Source organism: Lentzea cavernae (genome assembly GCF_014653695.1).
Taxonomy (GTDB): Bacteria; Actinomycetota; Actinomycetes; order Mycobacteriales; family Pseudonocardiaceae; genus Lentzea; species Lentzea cavernae.
This window is the reverse complement of the sequence record NZ_BNAR01000001.1, coordinates 152846-168117: the sequence shown is the minus strand read 5'-3', so window position 1 is coordinate 168117 and position 15272 is coordinate 152846. Positions and strand designations below refer to the sequence as shown.

Genomic DNA, 15272 nt, shown 5'->3' with positions numbered 1-15272 from the left:
CTAATCCGGGAACCGCCCCGTCCGGCGCAGTGCGTACCGGCGTTCGGCGTAAGCGAGGTCGTCACGCCACAACCGGGCAGCGGCCCAGCGCATGACCGGGCGCAACGCCCCCGCCGCAGGCCTGGCGTGCGCGAAACCGGGACGGTCCGAGTGCGCGATCGTCGCCTCCACCACGGCCGTGCGGCCGTCGCGGATCGGGGTCGCGTGCGTCTCGACGACGCTGCCGGCGCCTTCGCCCTCGACGATGTGCATCACGACCGTGCGCGGCTCCGGGCAGGTGAACGCGGCGATGACCGGCACGCCGACGCGCCCGGCGAGCCGGAACGTCACCTCGACCAGGAAGCGGTCCTCCGCGTCGGTCGGGGTCTCCAGCACGTGCAGGTTCGCGAACGAGTAGGGGTGGAACCACGCGCCGTGCCACGGGTCGAGCCGGTTCGCGATCACGTCCTCGGGGTCGCAGCGGCCGATGAGCGTGGCCACCGCGTCGATCGACCCGGCCGGCGGGCGCTCCGGCAGCACGGGCGCGTCCAGCGGCTCCTCACCGCCCGCCCGGTCGAGGCGCACCCACACCAGCACGCCGTCGTCGTGCGCGGGGAAGGGCGTCCACGCGCCGAACCGCGTGCCGTCGAGCGCGAGGCCGTGCCAGCGGCAGATCAGCTTGCCCTCGGCCACGGCGCCGTCGCACAGCGGAGCGCCGAGGTGCGGGCACGAGCCGGACCCGGCCATGAGCACACCGCCGGGCCCGCGCCAGAGCACGACCTCCTGCCCCGCGATGGTGCGGCCGCACGGTTTGCCCTTCACGACGTCACGGCTGGCGCCCGCGACGAACCAGTTGCCGGACGGCCGTGCGGTGGCGCGCTTGAGCGCCGCCTCGATCAGCGCGGGCTTCGCGTCCTGCCACGTCGGGCGCTGTTCGCGCCACGGCGGGCTGGAGTAGATCCGCAGCGGGATCCGGTCGCGCATGGCCTTCCTCCCCTCACGCGGCACGGGCGAACACCGCCCTGGCCAGCGCGGGCAGGGCGACGGCGAGGCGCCTGCCGTTCGACACGACGACGCGGCGCGACAGCACGTCGCAGTCCGCGTCCTCGACGAGGTCGAGGATCCGCCCGTACAGGCGGTAGGCGGTGAGCACGCACGGCCGCGACCGCGGGGCGAGCATGCCGATGCCCGGCCAGGCCCGGTCGTAGTGCTGCCGCGCCCTGCGCACCTGGTCGCGCAGCGCCGCCCGCACCTGCTGGTCGGCCTTGCCCTGGGCCCGCGCGTGCATCAGCCGTTCCCGGTCGACGCCGAACGCCGCGAGCTCGTCGGCGGGCAGGTACACCCGGCCGCGGTCGAGGTCCTCGCCGACGTCGCGGATGAAGTTGGTGAGCTGGAAGGCGACCCCGAGCGCCGCGGCGGCGGGCTCGGCCTCCTCCCTCGGCACGCTGGTGCCGAGCACCGGGAGCACCTGCAGGCCGATCACCGCGGCGGAACCGTGGACGTACCTGTCTAGATCCGCGCAAGTCGGGTAGTCGGTGACGGTGAGGTCCATCCGCATAGACGCCATGAAGTCCTGGAAGTGCTGAACCGGGATGTCGTAGCGGTGCACGGTGTCGATCAGCGCCGCGAGCACCGGGTCGTCCGTCGTCCCGGCGGCGAGCGCCGCCTGCAGACGGCCGTCGATCGCGGTGAGCTCGGCGACCTTGGCGTCCACTCCACTGTGGACGTCGTCGACGACGTCGTCGACCCACCGGGCGAACCCGTACAGGGCGTGCACGGCGGGACGTTGCTCCGCGCTGAGCAACCTCGTTGCCAGGTAATAGGTGCGGCCGTGTTGGGCGTTGAGCTCACGGCAGCGCCGGTACGCGTCGCGCAACGCCGGGTCGGTGACCCCCGCGGCGTCCAGTTCGCGCTCAGCCGACATCAGCGGTCCTTTCGCGGAAGAAGTCCCTCAACGCTAAGTCCACGAGTAGTCCTTCGCACAACGACGGCGCTCATCATGCGGAGCCGTCACCGCGCTGCTTAGCTCGAAACCACCGAACGCCCGCCGACTCCCAGGGGAACGCCGATGTCGCTGCTGACCAGCGTGGACGCTCGCCCGTCGCAGGTGGACGACTTCCGCGTCCTGCTCGACGAAGCACTGCACGACTTCCTGCGCGCGAGGCAGGACCTGGCCCCCGAGCTCACGGCCGAGCTTCGCGAGCTGATCCTGGCCGGTGGCAAGAGGATCAGGCCGACGTTCGCGTGGTGGGGCTGGCGGGCAGGCGGTGGCGCGCCGCCGGCGGACGCCGTCGTGCGGGCACTGGTGGCCCTGGAACTGCTGCAGTGCTGCGCGCTGGTGCACGACGACGTGATGGACCGCTCGCCCACCAGACGGGGCAAGCCGTCGGTGCACGAGTCGTTCGCGGCGCGGCACCGGCGGGAACGGTGGGCAGGCAGCGCCCGGCAGTACGGCGACTCCGCGGCGGTCCTGGTCGGCGACCTCGCACTGGCCTGGGCGGACGACGCGCTGGTCACCGCCGGTCTGCCCGCCGACGTGCTGAGCCGTGCCTGGGGTCCGTGGCAGTCGATGCGGACCGAGATGATCATGGGGCAGCACCTCGACCTCCTCGGTGTCGCGCAGCGCGAGGAGTCGCTGGAGGCCGCGGTCCGCGTGGCGTCCCTGAAGACCGCCGCCTACACGGTGGAACGGCCGTTGCACCTCGGGGCCGCGCTCGCGGGCGCCGACGTCGACGTCGTGGACTCCCTGCGCGCGTACGGCCACGACATCGGCGTCGCGTTCCAGCTGCGCGACGACCTGATGGGCGTGTACGGCGACTCCTCGCTCACGGGGAAGCCGGTGGGGGAGGACCTGAGGGAGGGCAAGCGGACGCCGTTGATGTCCATCGCCCTCTCCCGCGCGCAGGGCAAGCCCGCGGCGCAGAGGTTGCTCCGGCGGTGCCTGGAGGCCGGGGCCGTCAGCGAGCGGACCGTGAGCGACGTGTGCGCGTTGCTCGTGGAGCTCGGGGCCGTCGCGGCGGTGGAGGAGCACATCGAGAAGCTCGCGGCCTCGGGGGTGGCGGCGCTGGAGCGCGCGGCCATCGACGACGATGCACGTCAAGAACTGGTGCGCCTCGCCGGCCGTGCCGTGGCACGAACGACCTGAGTGGGGGAACGCAGTGGTGCACGTGGTTAAGGGCCGCACGGACCGTGTGGTCGTGGTCGGTGCCGGGCTCTCGGGACTCTCGGCGGCACTGCACCTGCGCGGTGCCGGGCACGAGGTGACCGTGCTCGAACGGCAGCCGCACCCCGGCGGCCTCGCGGGCCGTCTCGACGTGGACGGCCACCGGATCGACACCGGGCCGACCGTGCTCACGATGCCGGAGCTGCTGGACGACGCGTTCGCCGCGGTGGGCCACCGGCGCGAGGACCACCTCGAGCTGCTGCCGCTGCACCCCGCCTACCGCGCGACCTTCTCCGACGGCACGGCGCTCGACGTGCACACCGGCGCGGACCGCATGGAGCAGGCGGTCCGCGAGTTCGCGGGCGACCGCGAGGCGCAGGGCTACCTCGACATGCGGGCGTGGCTCACGAAGCTCTACGAGGTGGAACGCGACAGGTTCATCGGCGCGAGCTTCGACTCGCCGCTGGACCTCGTCGGCCCCGACCTGGTGAAGCTCGCGCGGCTCGGCGGCTTCGGCTCGCTGGCGAAGGCGGTGGGGCGGTTCCTGAAGGACGACAGGCTTCGGCGCGTGTTCACGTTCCAGGCGTTGTACGCCGGTGTCGCGCCGAAGGACGCTCTCGCCGCCTACGCCGTCATCGCCTACATGGACACGATCGCGGGCGTGTGGTTCCCGCGCGGAGGCATGCGCGCGGTGCCGCAGGCGCTGGCCGACGCCGCCTCCGAAGCGGGGGTGACGTTCCACTACGGCGTCGAGGTGGAGGAGCTCGAACGGGTCGGTCACCGGGTCAACGCCGTGCGCACGGCCGATGCGCGCATCCCTTGTGACGCAGTCGTTCTGGCCACGGGTCCGGCGCAGAGCACCAGGCTGCTGCGGGGTGAGCCGCGCCGGGTGATGCCGTTGCGCTGGTCGCCTTCCGCGGTGGTCGTGCACCTGTCGGCGGGCCGGGTGGCGGACGACCTCGCGCACCACACGATCTCGTTCGGCGACAAGTGGGACGGCACGTTCGACGAGATCGTCAAGCGGGGGGAGCTGATGAGCGATCCGTCGTTGCTGCTCACCACACCCACCCTGACGGACCCCGAACTGGCGCCGGACGGCAGGCACCTGCAGTACCTCCTGGCGCCGTGCCCGAACCTCGACACCGCTCCGCTGCGCTGGGACGCGATGGCGCAGAGGTACGCCGAGGAGATCGTCGAGGAGATGTCCGCGCGCAAGCTCCTCGTCGACGCCGAACCGCTCGCGGTGGTGACACCGGACGACTGGGCACGCGACGGCCAGGCCGCCGGCACGCCGTTCTCCGCCGCCCACACCTTCGCCCAGACCGGCCCGTTCCGGCCGGGCAACCTGCCGTTCCGCGACGGCAACGTCGTGCTGGCGGGCAGCGGCACGACCCCGGGCGTCGGCATCCCGCCGGTGCTCATCTCGGGCAGGCTCGCGGCCGAGCGGCTGCGGCGGTGAGCACGGTCCCGCACCGGCTCGAGCAGGCGATCCTGGACCTGCTCGCGGCCCGCGGGCCGGCCAAGTCGATCTGTCCGTCGGAGGCCGCGCGCGCCGTCGGTGACGACGGGTGGCGCGACCTCATGGAACCGGCTCGTGCGGTCGCGCGGGAGCTGGCCGCCCATGGCCGTGTCGTGGTCACGCAGGGCGAACAGGTGTTGTCGCCGGAAGAAGAATGGAACGGACCCGTACGGATTCGCCTTCTGCCCTAGGGTGGGGCGATGAGGCGGGCACTGGCGACATCCGTAGCTGCTGTGGTCCTGGTCATCTCCGCGGGGGCGGCCCACGCCGAACCCGCGGACCCCATCTCCTGGGCGCCGTGCCCGGACAACCCCGAAGGCCAGTGCGGGACGCTGACCGTCCCGCTCGACTGGGCGAGGCCGGGCGGGCCGCGCATCGACCTCGCGATCGCGCGCCACCAGGCCACCGACCCGGCGCGCCGGCTGGGGGTGCTGGTCGTCGACCCCGGCGGACCTGGTGGCTCCGCGGCGGAGTTCGCGCTGTCGCGCCTGTTCAGCCCCGAGGTCCGCGCCCGGTTCGACATCGTCGGCGTCGACCAGCGGGGCACGGGCGGCAGCCTGGCGATCCGCTGCGCCGACCTCATGCCCGGTCAGCCGTCGGTCCACCCGCAGGACGAGGCCGCGTTCGCCGCGTTGCTGCGGCACAACCAGACCGTGCTCGCGCAGTGCCGCGAACGCAGCGGTCCGGTCTTCGACCACGCCGACGGCGCCACCGTGGCGCGGGACCTGGATGCGGCGCGGAGGGCGTTGGGCGAGAAGAGGATCAGCTACTTCGGCCTGTCGTACGGCACGACGTTCGGCCAGGTGTACGCCGAGAAGTTCGGTCGCCACCTCCGTGCGATGGTCCTCGACAGCGTCGTCGACCACAGCGCGGACCTCCGGCGGTTCGTCGGAGACCGGGCCGCGGCCTCGGACGACTCGTTCCGGGAGTTCGAGAAGTGGTGCGAGAGCACGACTTCCTGCGTGCTGCACGGACAGGACGTCCGCGCGGCCTGGGAGGCGGCGCTCGTCCGGGCCGACGGGGAGCGGGGCGGGCGGCAGCGCCTGCTCGACGACATGTACTTCGCGTTGCGCGGTCCTGACTGGCTCTACGCGGCGGACCTGATCACCGGCGCTTCGGTGCTGCGCACCCAGGACTTCGAGCCGAACTACGAGTCGGTGGTGCTGGCCTCGGTCTGCCAGGACTTCTCGTTGCGGATCAGGAACTTCCGGGAGTACGAGCGGTTCCGGGCCGAGGAGCTGCGCCGGTCGCCGATCATGCGCGGCAGCTTCCTCGGCCACGACGAGGCCACCGCGTGCATCGGCGTCCCCGGACGGCCCGCCAACCCGCCGCACCGCCTCGACATCGGCGACGCGCCGAAGATCATGGTCATCAACTCGAGGTACGACCCGACGACCCCGCACGAGTGGGCGGTCAACATCAAGAGGCAGGCACCGCGCAACACGGCGTTGCTCACCTACGAGGGCTGGGGCCACATCGCCTACCCGCGCAGTGCCTGCACCCGGACCAGCGTCGACAGCTACCTGATCGACCTGAAGACGCCCGCGGTCAGCTGTCCTGCCGTGCTTCCCTGATGAAGTCGCGGTACCACCGGTAGCTGGCGCGCGGCGTGCGTTCCAGCGTCTGGTAGTCGACGTGCACCAGGCCGAACCGGTGCTTGTAGCCGTGCGCCCACTCGAAGTTGTCGAGCAGCGACCAGCAGAAGTAACCGCGCAGGTCCACGTCCGCGGCCTGAGCCGCCGCGATGTGGTCCTTCAGGTAGGAGATGCGCTCGGTGTCCTCGAACCCCTCGACGTCCGGGTAGACGCAGCCGTTCTCGGTGACGTAGACCGGCGGCAGATCGGGGTGCCGGGCCTTGAGGCCGGCGAGCGCGGTCGTCATGCCGACGGGTTCGACCGGCCAGCCCATGCCCGTGCGCGGCACGTCCGGGAGCTGGGTCGTGTCGACGCCGATGTCGTGGGCGGTGCGCTTGGCCGGGTCCGGCTCGCGGTGGGGCGCGTCGGCGACGTGCAGCCGGTAGTAGTAGTTGAGGCCGACGTAGTCCAGCGGTTGCCCGATGATCTCCAGGTCGCCGTCCTGCTGGAACGAGAAGTCGCTGATGTCGCCGAACATCGACGTCAGCTCCTCCGGGTACGCCGAGCCGAACAGCGGGTCGGTGAACTGCCGGCGCAGCAGGACGTCCTGACGGGTCGCGGCGGCGACGTCGGCGGGGGAGTCCGTCACCGGCACGGACGGGGACTGGTTGAGCACGATGCCGAACTCCTGCTCGGGCAACCCGTTCGCGCGCATCGACTGCACGGCGAGACCGTGGCCCAGCAGCAGGTGGTGCACCGACGCCAGGGCACCGTGGCCCTCGCGTGCGCCGGGTGCGTGGCGGCCTTCGCCGTAGCCCACGATCGACGAGCAGTACGGCTCGTTCAGCGTGGTCCACTTCCTGACCACGTCACCGAGCGCTTCGTGCACCACGGCGGCGTAGTCGGCGAACCGGTGGGCCGTGTCGCGGCTGCGCCACCCGCCCTGGTCCTCCAGCGCCTGGGGCAGGTCCCAGTGGTAGAGCGTCACGAAGGGCTCGATGCCCCTGCCCAGCAACGCCTCCACGAGCCGCCGGTAGAAGTCGAGGCCTCGCTGCTCGATCCTGCCGTGACCCTCGGGCAGGACCCGCGACCACGACACCGAGAACCGGTACGCGTCCACGCCCAGGTCGGAGAGCAGCCCGACGTCCTCGGCCCAGCGGTGGTAGTGATCGGCCGCCACGTCCCCGGTGTCGCCCGAGGCGACGGCGCCGGGGACCTGCGCGAAGGTGTCCCAGATGGACGGACCGCGGCCGTCGAGCCGGGCCGCTCCCTCGATCTGGTAGGCCGAGGTCGCCACGCCCCAGCGAAAACCGTCCGGAAAGCTCACTGCAGTCTCCAAAGAAAATCAGCCCTTGACGGCGCCGGACATGATGCCGCCGACGATCTGGCGGCCGAACAACAGGAAGACGGCCAGCACGGGCACCGTGCCGATCGTCGCGGCGGTCAGCACGAGCGTGTAGTCCGTGGTGTAGCCACTGGCCAGGGTGGACAGAGCGGTCTGCACGGTCGGGTTCTCCGGCGTGAGCACGACCAGGGGCCAGAAGAAGTCGTTCCACGCCTGCATGAACGTGAACAGCCCGAGCACCGCGGCCGCCGGACGCGCGGCGGGCAGCGCCACGTGCCAGAACAGCCGCAGCGAGTGGCAGCCGTCCATCCGGCCCGCCTCCAGCAGCTCGTCCGGGATCGCGCGCTCGAAGTACTGGCGCATGAAGAACACGCCGAACGCGGTGACGAGCCCCGGCACGATCACCGCGTGTATCTCGCCGGCCCAGCCGAACTCGGCCATCATCATGTAGAGCGGGATGATGCCGAGCTCGGTCGGGATCGCCTGCGTGCCGATGATCAGCAGCAGCAACACGTTGCGGCCGCGGAACTTCAGCTTGGCGAACGCGAAGCCGGCCAGCGTCGAGAACAGCACCACCGAGATGGTCACGGTGCCCGACACCACGATCGAGTTCAGCAGCGCCAGCGCGAAGTCGGTGGTGTCGAAGACACGCGCGATGTTCGCGAAGAGGTGGCCGCCCGGCACCAGGACGGGCGGCACGCTGTCGATCGCGTCCGGCGTCTGCGAGGACACCACGAACGACCAGTACACCGGGAAGGCGGACCCGGCGAGGATCGCGATCAGGGCGGCGTAGGTCCACGGCCCCGCCACGCGCCTGGCCAGCCTGCGCACCTTCGCCGCGGGCCCGGCGGGCGGTGCCGGCGCGGGGCGTTCCAGTACAGCGGTCATGGGGTCACTCCGTCCGGATCCGCTTGGTCACCAGGTAGCCGATCCCGGCGACGATGACGGTGGCGATGGCCAGCACGACCGCGATCGACGAGCTGTAGCCGAAGTCGTACTTGGTGAAGCCCTGCTCGTACAGGTACAGCGCGGCGGTCTGGAACTGCCGGTCCGACCCGCCCGTCGCGGCCGCGGCGCCGGGGTTGAACAGCAGCGGTTCGGCGAGCAGGCGCATGTTGCCGGTGGTCGCGATGATCGTCGTGAAGATGATCTGCGGCCGCAGCAGCGGAACCGTGATGCGCCAGAACTGCTGGCGACCGCTCGCGCCGTCCAGGGTGGCCGCCTCGTACAGGGTCGGTGAGATCGCCTGCATCGAGGCCAGGAAGATCAGCGCGTGGTAGCCGGTCCAGCGCCACACCACCATCACGGCGATCGCGATGTGCGACGAGGCCGTGCCCGCCTGCCAGTCGATCTGCCCCGCGCCGAACAGGCCCAGCACCCAGTTGAACAGGCCGAAGTCCCGGCCGAACAGCTGCGCGAAGATGATCGTCACCGCCGCCACCGAGGTGATGTTCGGCAGGATGACGCCCATCCGGAACAGCGTGCGCGTGCGGACCTTGCGGTTGAGCAGCTGGGCGATGAACAGCGCGAACAGGATCTGCGGGACCGTGGTGAGCAGCCACAGGCTGAGCGTGTTGCCCATGGAGTTCCAGAAGTACGGGTCCGCCATGAGCTTCGCGTAGTTGTCGAACCACACGAAGGTCGCCGCGTCGGACTCGAGCAGGTTGCGGTCCTGCAGCGAGACCCAGATCGTGTAGAGCAGGGGGAACAGCCCGAAGACACCGAAGATCAGGAAGTACGGCGCCACGTACCCGTACGGCGCGAACTTGGCGTCCCAGCGGTGCCTTCTGGCCGTCTTGTCCATCAAGACCATGTCAGCGCGTCACTTCTGCACGTCGCCGACGAACTGCTTCCACGACTCCTCGCCGTTCTGCTTGCCCTGCTCGACGCGCTGCATCGCGTTGCCGATCGCGGTCTGGATGTCGCCCGCCTTCGGCCCCTGGTACTGCGGGTTGAGCTTCTTCGCCGCGTCGGTGAACAGCTTGCCGATCGGGGCGTCGTTGAAGTACGGGTTCTTGTAGTCGATGATCGACGGGTCCTCGTACAGCTTGGGGATCGACGGCAGCAGCCCGGCGCTCTTGAACACCTTGGCCTGCTGCTCGGGCGCGGTCAGCCACGCCGCCAGCTCCACGGCCTTGTCGACGTTCTTGCCGGACTTCGGGACGGTCAGGTACGAGCCGCCCCAGTTGCCGCCACCGCCGGGCACGGACGTGACGTCCCACTTGCCCGCGGCCTCCGGACCGGCCTGGTCCTTGATCTTGGCCATCTGCCAGGCGGGGCACGTCACGGTCGCGAACTGGCCCTGCTTGAAGCCCGTGTTCCAGACCGGGGTCGAGTACAGCAGCTTCGAGGACAGACCGGAGTTCACGCCGTCGACGACGAGGTCCCAGCCGTCCTTGATCTCCTTGTTCTCGCCCACGACGATCTTGTCGGTCTTGTCGTAGTAGCCCGTGGACGCTTGACCGACGATCGCGTTGAGGACGGTCGGCCCGCCGTCGAACCACTTCACGCCCTCGGGCGCCTTCTCCTGGAACTTCTTGCCCGCGGCCATGAAGTCCTTCCAGGTCGGCCACAGCGCGGCGACCTGGTCGCGGTCGGCCGGCAGCCCGGCGTTCTGCAGCAGGTCGCGGCGGTAGCAGATGGCCAGGCCGCCGATGTCCGTGCCGTAGCCGATCTGCTTGCCGTCCTTGCTGAGCGAGGCCTCCCACTTCCACGGCAGCCAGCGGTCCTTCAGCTGGTCGCCGCCCTTGGTGTTGAGGTCGACGAACTTGTCCGGCGTGGCCTTGAACTGGTTGACGTACCCGGTGTCGACCGCCTCGATGTCCGCCGCGCCGCTGCTGGTGGCGAGGTGCGCGGCGAGGTTCTTGTGGTGGTCGGAGTAGGAGGCGGTGCGGTCGGAGATCTCGACGTCCGGGTGCGCGGCGGCGTACTCCTTGAGCAGCTCGGCGTACCCGAAGTTGCCGAACAGACCGATCGTCAGCTTGGTCTTGCCGCCGGACGCGGTACCGCTGCCGCAACCGCTGAGCACCAGGGCCGTCGCCATGACGGCGCAGCCGAGTGCGAGTGCTTTGGGGCGCATTTTCCAGGCCTCCGTTGGTTTTTGGGCGCGCTGAAGCAGGAGAAGTGGTTCTCCGGAAGATGTGCGGCGCGAATGTGTGGCGCCTATGACAGCGGGGTTACGCGCCGTCAGTCAAGTAACGAATCGATAAACGGCTTCGCCGCCGCAGCGGTTTGACTAGGAGAACTGCTGCTCGTAGGGTTTATGTAACCGCTTACGGTGATTTCGGGAGGTCTGATGGCGACCGGGCGAGAGATCGCCCAGCTCTGCGGCGTGTCCGTGGCGACGGTGTCGCGCGTCTTCAACCAGCCGGAAACGGTCAACGAGGAAACGCGCTCCCGCGTCCTGCGCGTCGCGAAAGAGCTGGACTACCGGCCCAACGAGTCGGCGCGGGCCTTGTCGACCAAGCAGTCGACGATGATCGGCCTCGTCTGGGACACCGACCACCGCAGGCCCGGCTGGCGCCACCCGTACCTGCAGGACCTGTTGATAGGCCTGAAGTCCGCCCTGAGCGCCCACGGCTACCACCTGCTGATGCTCGCGACCAGCGGCGACGCCCGCGAGGTCGGCGCGTCACTCGCGGACCCCGTCGGCTACGTCAACATGACCCGACGCCACCACCTCGGAGGCCTGGTCCTGATCGACAGCGGCTCCGACGCCGAGGCCTTCGGAGCGTTCGCGCAGTCCGGAGTTCCTTGTGTCGCAGTGGACGTCGTCGTCGACGGGCCCCGTGCCACCTACGTGACTTCGGACAACGCCGGCGGCGCCTTCTCGGCCGTCCAGCACCTTCTGGGCCTTGGCCACACGCGCATCGCCACGATCACCGGTCCCCTGGGGAACCAGCCGTCCGAGGCCCGCGTCTCCGGTTACCGCAGGGCTTTGGTCGAGGCGGGACATTCGTTGCGAGACGACTACGTGGTGGCCGGGGACTACTACCGCGCGAGCGGAACCGCTGCCATGCAACGGCTTCTGGCTCTTCCCGAGCCGCCCACCGCGGTGTTCGCGGCCAGCGACGAGATGGCGGTGGGTGCGCTGCTCGCCGCCCGTGCCGCCGGGGTGCGGGTGCCGGAGGACCTGGCGCTGGTGGGGTTCGACGACATCGAGATCGCCTCGGTCGTGGAGCCGGCGCTGACGACGGTGTCGCAGGACAAGCCGGGGTTCGGGGTGGCGGCGGCGAAGGCGATCATGGCGATGATCACCGGGGCGGAGCGGGAGGCTCCCGTGGTGCTGCCCACGCGGCTCGTGGTGAGGGGTTCCTGCGGGGCGGGTTAGAGGTGTGGGCCGCGCGGTCGACGTTGTGGCCGCGCAATCGGCGGTGTGAGCCGCGCGCTCGATGTTGTGGCCGCGCACTCGACGGTGTGAGCCGCGCACTCGACGGTGTGAGCCGCGCGCTCGACGTTGTGGCCGCGCACTCGACGTGGGCCGCTCGCTCGACGTGTGGGTTGGGTGTCGGCGCTGCGCTTGTGCCGGCTGCGGGGTGTCCAGAGGTTTCTGCGGGCCGGGGCGGTCGACGCCCGAGGTGCGGCAGGCATCGGTTTGGTGGAAGGCGGAGCCACCGGGCAGGGGGACTCAGCTGTCCTCTGTGGACGTCGCCGCCGCGATCAGCGCGATCAGCTGCCGCCGGAAGTGCTCGTAGTCGTCCACGGCGCCGAGCAACGTGTCGGACTCGCGTTCCTCACGGCGAGCGGCGGCGAGGGCCCGGCGCCCCGCCGGGGTGATCTTCACCGAGGTGCGCCTGCGGTCCTTCGTGTCCTGGCTGCGCACCACGTGCCCACCCCGGTCGAGGTGTTCGATCGTGCGGCTCATGGTCTGGTCGGTCACCCGGCAGAGCACGGCGAGCTCGCGCTGCGAGCGCGGGCCGTCGGCCAGGTGGTGCAGGGTGATCATGCCGGCGTGGGTGAGGCCGCGGGTCGCGAGGAAGTCCTCGAAGCGCTTCTCGACGACGCGCGCCGCGACCGACAGGAGCCTGCCTGTGGGCCAGGAGGCGACGTCCGCGCCCACCTGGTCCGGGCGGTCGGCCACCGCCAGCTCGTCTCCCTCGGCCACGGCCCCATCATCCCAGATCCGCCCGATCACCCGACGTCGGTGTGACCCGCGCGCCGGGTGACGGGTGTTTCACCTGCGATCACCCCACATCGACACCGAACGGCATGCCCGTGACCGGTGCGTCGCCCGCCAACGCCGCCGCGATGGCCGCGACCGCGGGTGGGTAGGCGAGTTCGCCCAGGCCGCCCAGCGGAGTGGTGGACGGCACGATCGTGACGTCGATGTCCGGGGTCTGGCCGAGTCGCGCCCACTTGTAGTCGCCGAAGGAGGATTCGGCGACCTGTCCGTTCCGGACGGTGATCTGGGCGCCGAGGACGGTGGAGAGTGCGTCGATCACGCAGCCCTCCACCTGGGCGCGGACGCCGGACGGGTGCAGCGCCACGCCCACGTCGACGGCCGCGTGCACGCGCAGCAGGCGGCGGGAGGCGGGGTCGGCCACGGCGATGACCGCGATCGCGGAGCCGTAGTCCTCCAGGCAGGCGACGCCGCGGGTGGTGCCCGGTGCGGGTGGCCTGGTCCAGCGGGCGCGGGCGGCGACGGCGTCGAGCACGCGGTGCAGGCGTGAGGCCGGTGGTAGCAGGGTTCGGCGGAGGGCCACCTGGTCGAGGCCGGAGCGCTTGCCGATCTCGGTGAGGAAGTTCTCCTCGGCGTAGACGAACTGGCCCGCGTAGACGGAGCGCCAGAAGCCGGTGCGCAGGGGAGCGGGGCGGACGGTGACGGTGACGTCACCGGGCACGGAGTAGGGGAAGTGGTCGCCGCTCGCCTTGATGAGGGCCGGATTGGCGAAGATCGGCAGGACGGTCAGCGGCCAGGTGGCCACCTCGTGGGCCCTTCGGATGGGCAGGCCATCCGGACCCAGCTCCGCCGACAGGCGGTGTACCGACATCGGGCGGTAGGAGTCGTTGCGCATGTCGTCGGCGCGGGTCCACAGCACCTGGACCGGGGTGCCGGTCCGGCGGGAGCAGGCGACTGCCTCCAGGACCGGGTCGGGTTCGATGCGGCGTCCGAAGGCTCCGCCGGACGCCGCCGTCTCCACGCGGACCGAGGTCGCGGGGACACCTAGTTGGCGAGCCAGTTGGGTGCGCAGGCCGCCGGGGTCCTGGGTTGGAGCCCAGATGGTGACGCCATCTGGCCGGACGTGCGCCGTGGCGTTCATCGGTTCCATCGGCGCGTGGGCCAGCAGCGGCATTTCGAAGACTTGCTGCATGCCGTTGATGGGGCCTTGGGCGGGCAGGGCTGCTCGCAGGTCGCTCAGCCACGTGCGGCTGTCCGCGGTGGGGGTGCCGCCGCGCCAGGTGACGCGGAGGGCGTCGCGGGCCTTCAGGGCCTGGTGGGTGGACTTGGCGATCACCGCCACGCCGCCCTGGCCCTCGGCCGGCGCGGTGAGTGTCAGGACGTCGACCACTCCGGGGAGGGCGCGGGCCGCGGTGTCGTCGATCGTGTCGGGCACCGCGCCGATCCACGGGGGACGGGCGACGACCGCCACCAGGCCGCCGGGTGGCCGTGAGTCTATGCCGTAGCGGGTGCGGCCGGTGGTGATGTCGCGGGCGTCCACGCGGCCGGCGCGGGTCTTGCCCAGCAGTCGCCACTTCTCCGGCGGTGTGAGTGCGACCGGCACGGTGGCCGGGTCCAGTGCGGCGGCGGCACGCACGAGGGAGCGGTAGGGCGCTCGTCCTCGGCGTGGGTGGTGGACGGCGCCGTCGCGGGTCGTGCACTCGGCCACCGGTACGCGCCAGCGCGTGGCGGCGGCGGTGACGAGGAGGCAGCGGGCGGTCGCGGCGGCTGTGCGGACGGGTGTCGACAGCTGGCGGACCGAGGTCGAGTTCATCACGGCCTGAGGACCGAAGCGCTCGGTGTCGCCGGGTGCCTGTTCCAACTGGACGTCGCCGGGTTCGACCGACAGCTCCTCGGCGACCATCAGCGCGACCACCGTGCGCACGCCCTGGCCGGTGTCGGGGCGTGGGACGGTCGCGGTGATGCGACCGGCGTCGTCCAGGCGCACGAAGACGTTCGGCACGAGTCCCCCGGAGGCGAGGACGGGCACCGGAATCGCGACGACGAGCGCGCCGGCTCCCGCGCCGCGCAACAACGTTCGCCTGCTGATCATCGTTCCTCCCGCATGATCCGGCTGGCGCGGCGGACGGCGTCGCGGATGCGGGGGTAGGTGCCGCACCGGCACACGTTGTCGCGCAGGGCCTCCTCGATCGCCGCGTCGTCGGGGTCGGGGTCGCGGGCGAGCAGTGCCGCGGCGGCCATGACCTGGCCGGGCTGGCAGTAGCCGCACTGCGCCACGTCGAGCTCGCGCCACGCCCGCTGCACCGGGTGGTTCCCGTCGCGCGACAGGCCCTCGACCGTCGTGATGCGGGTCTTCGCGCTGTCCGCCGCCGTGCGCACGCAGGGCCGCGCGGCCTGACCGTCCACATGGGACGTGCAGGCGCCGCACAGGCCGACCCCGCAGCCGTACTTGACCCCCGTCAACCCCAGTTCGTCGCGCAACACCCACAGCAGGGGAGTGTCTCCGTCGACGTCGACCTCGTGCCGTTCACCGTTGACGCGCAACAGATATCGGGCCACCGCGTTGCCTCCTG

General features: G+C 71.1%; 14 protein-coding genes. 5 read left to right on the top strand and 9 right to left on the bottom strand.

The features are described 5' to 3' along the window. Together IE307_RS00815 and IE307_RS00810 are read right to left on the bottom strand one after the other, a co-directional pair. The gene (locus IE307_RS00815) at nucleotides 1-963 is read right to left on the bottom strand and encodes a Rieske (2Fe-2S) protein (RefSeq protein ID WP_191295494.1); all 963 of its coding nucleotides are present in this window, start codon (nucleotides 961-963) and stop codon (nucleotides 1-3) included. 13 nt (nucleotides 964-976) lie between these two features. Continuing rightward, nucleotides 977-1903, bottom strand: coding sequence for a phytoene/squalene synthase family protein (locus tag IE307_RS00810; RefSeq protein WP_191295493.1), 927 nt, complete (start codon nucleotides 1901-1903; stop codon nucleotides 977-979). 144 nt (nucleotides 1904-2047) lie between these two features. Here IE307_RS00810 and IE307_RS00805 point away from each other — a divergent pair, with 144 nt between their 5' ends. Genes IE307_RS00805 through IE307_RS00790 form a run of 4 tightly spaced genes read left to right on the top strand, consistent with a single transcriptional unit; the run spans nucleotide 2048 to nucleotide 6235 of the window. After that, a complete protein-coding gene (locus IE307_RS00805; protein WP_191295492.1) occupies nucleotides 2048-3124 on the top strand; it encodes a polyprenyl synthetase family protein in 1077 nt (358 codons plus the stop codon). 16 nt (nucleotides 3125-3140) lie between these two features. Next, entirely contained in the window at nucleotides 3141-4601 is a 1461-nt protein-coding gene (gene crtI, locus IE307_RS00800) for a phytoene desaturase family protein (RefSeq protein ID WP_191295491.1), read from the top strand. Continuing rightward, the gene (locus tag IE307_RS00795) at nucleotides 4598-4852 is read left to right on the top strand and encodes a DUF3253 domain-containing protein (protein ID WP_191295490.1); all 255 of its coding nucleotides are present in this window, start codon (nucleotides 4598-4600) and stop codon (nucleotides 4850-4852) included. Before crtI ends, IE307_RS00795 begins: the two co-directional genes overlap by 4 nt. Before the next feature lie 9 nt (nucleotides 4853-4861). After that, nucleotides 4862-6235, top strand: coding sequence for an alpha/beta hydrolase (locus tag IE307_RS00790; RefSeq protein ID WP_191295489.1), 1374 nt, complete (start codon nucleotides 4862-4864; stop codon nucleotides 6233-6235). Here IE307_RS00790 and IE307_RS00785 read toward each other — a convergent pair. The 4 genes from IE307_RS00785 to IE307_RS00770 are packed head-to-tail and all read right to left on the bottom strand — an operon-like array spanning nucleotide 6210 to nucleotide 10659. Further along, entirely contained in the window at nucleotides 6210-7562 is a 1353-nt protein-coding gene (locus IE307_RS00785) for a GH1 family beta-glucosidase (protein WP_229904257.1), read from the bottom strand. The genes IE307_RS00790 and IE307_RS00785 overlap by 26 nt on opposite strands. 18 nt (nucleotides 7563-7580) lie before the next feature. After that, nucleotides 7581-8468: a carbohydrate ABC transporter permease gene (locus IE307_RS00780; RefSeq protein ID WP_191295487.1), complete on the bottom strand. Its 888-nt coding sequence runs from the start codon at nucleotides 8466-8468 to the stop codon at nucleotides 7581-7583. A 4-nt stretch (nucleotides 8469-8472) separates the two neighbouring features. Further along, complete coding sequence (locus IE307_RS00775) at nucleotides 8473-9384, bottom strand: carbohydrate ABC transporter permease (RefSeq protein ID WP_191295486.1); 912 nt, start codon at nucleotides 9382-9384, stop codon at nucleotides 8473-8475. 18 nt (nucleotides 9385-9402) lie between these two features. Next, nucleotides 9403-10659, bottom strand: a complete 1257-nt coding sequence (locus IE307_RS00770; RefSeq protein WP_191295485.1) for an ABC transporter substrate-binding protein — start codon at nucleotides 10657-10659, stop codon at nucleotides 9403-9405. Between the two features lie 216 nt (nucleotides 10660-10875). Here IE307_RS00770 and IE307_RS00765 point away from each other — a divergent pair, with 216 nt between their 5' ends. Next, nucleotides 10876-11910, top strand: a complete 1035-nt coding sequence (locus IE307_RS00765; RefSeq protein ID WP_191295484.1) for a LacI family DNA-binding transcriptional regulator — start codon at nucleotides 10876-10878, stop codon at nucleotides 11908-11910. Between the two features lie 297 nt (nucleotides 11911-12207). On the opposite strand, the gene IE307_RS00760 is transcribed toward IE307_RS00765, so the two are convergent. From IE307_RS00760 to IE307_RS00750, 3 genes are all read right to left on the bottom strand, one after another. Continuing rightward, complete coding sequence (locus tag IE307_RS00760) at nucleotides 12208-12684, bottom strand: MarR family winged helix-turn-helix transcriptional regulator (RefSeq protein ID WP_229904256.1); 477 nt, start codon at nucleotides 12682-12684, stop codon at nucleotides 12208-12210. A gap of 79 nt (nucleotides 12685-12763) precedes the next feature. Then, nucleotides 12764-14791 (bottom strand): xanthine dehydrogenase family protein molybdopterin-binding subunit, encoded by a 2028-nt coding sequence (locus tag IE307_RS00755; protein WP_191295483.1) that lies wholly within the window; start codon nucleotides 14789-14791, stop codon nucleotides 12764-12766. Next, nucleotides 14788-15258: a (2Fe-2S)-binding protein gene (locus tag IE307_RS00750; protein WP_191295482.1), complete on the bottom strand. Its 471-nt coding sequence runs from the start codon at nucleotides 15256-15258 to the stop codon at nucleotides 14788-14790. Before IE307_RS00750 ends, IE307_RS00755 begins: the two co-directional genes overlap by 4 nt. Nucleotides 15259-15272: the final 14 nt, after the last annotated feature.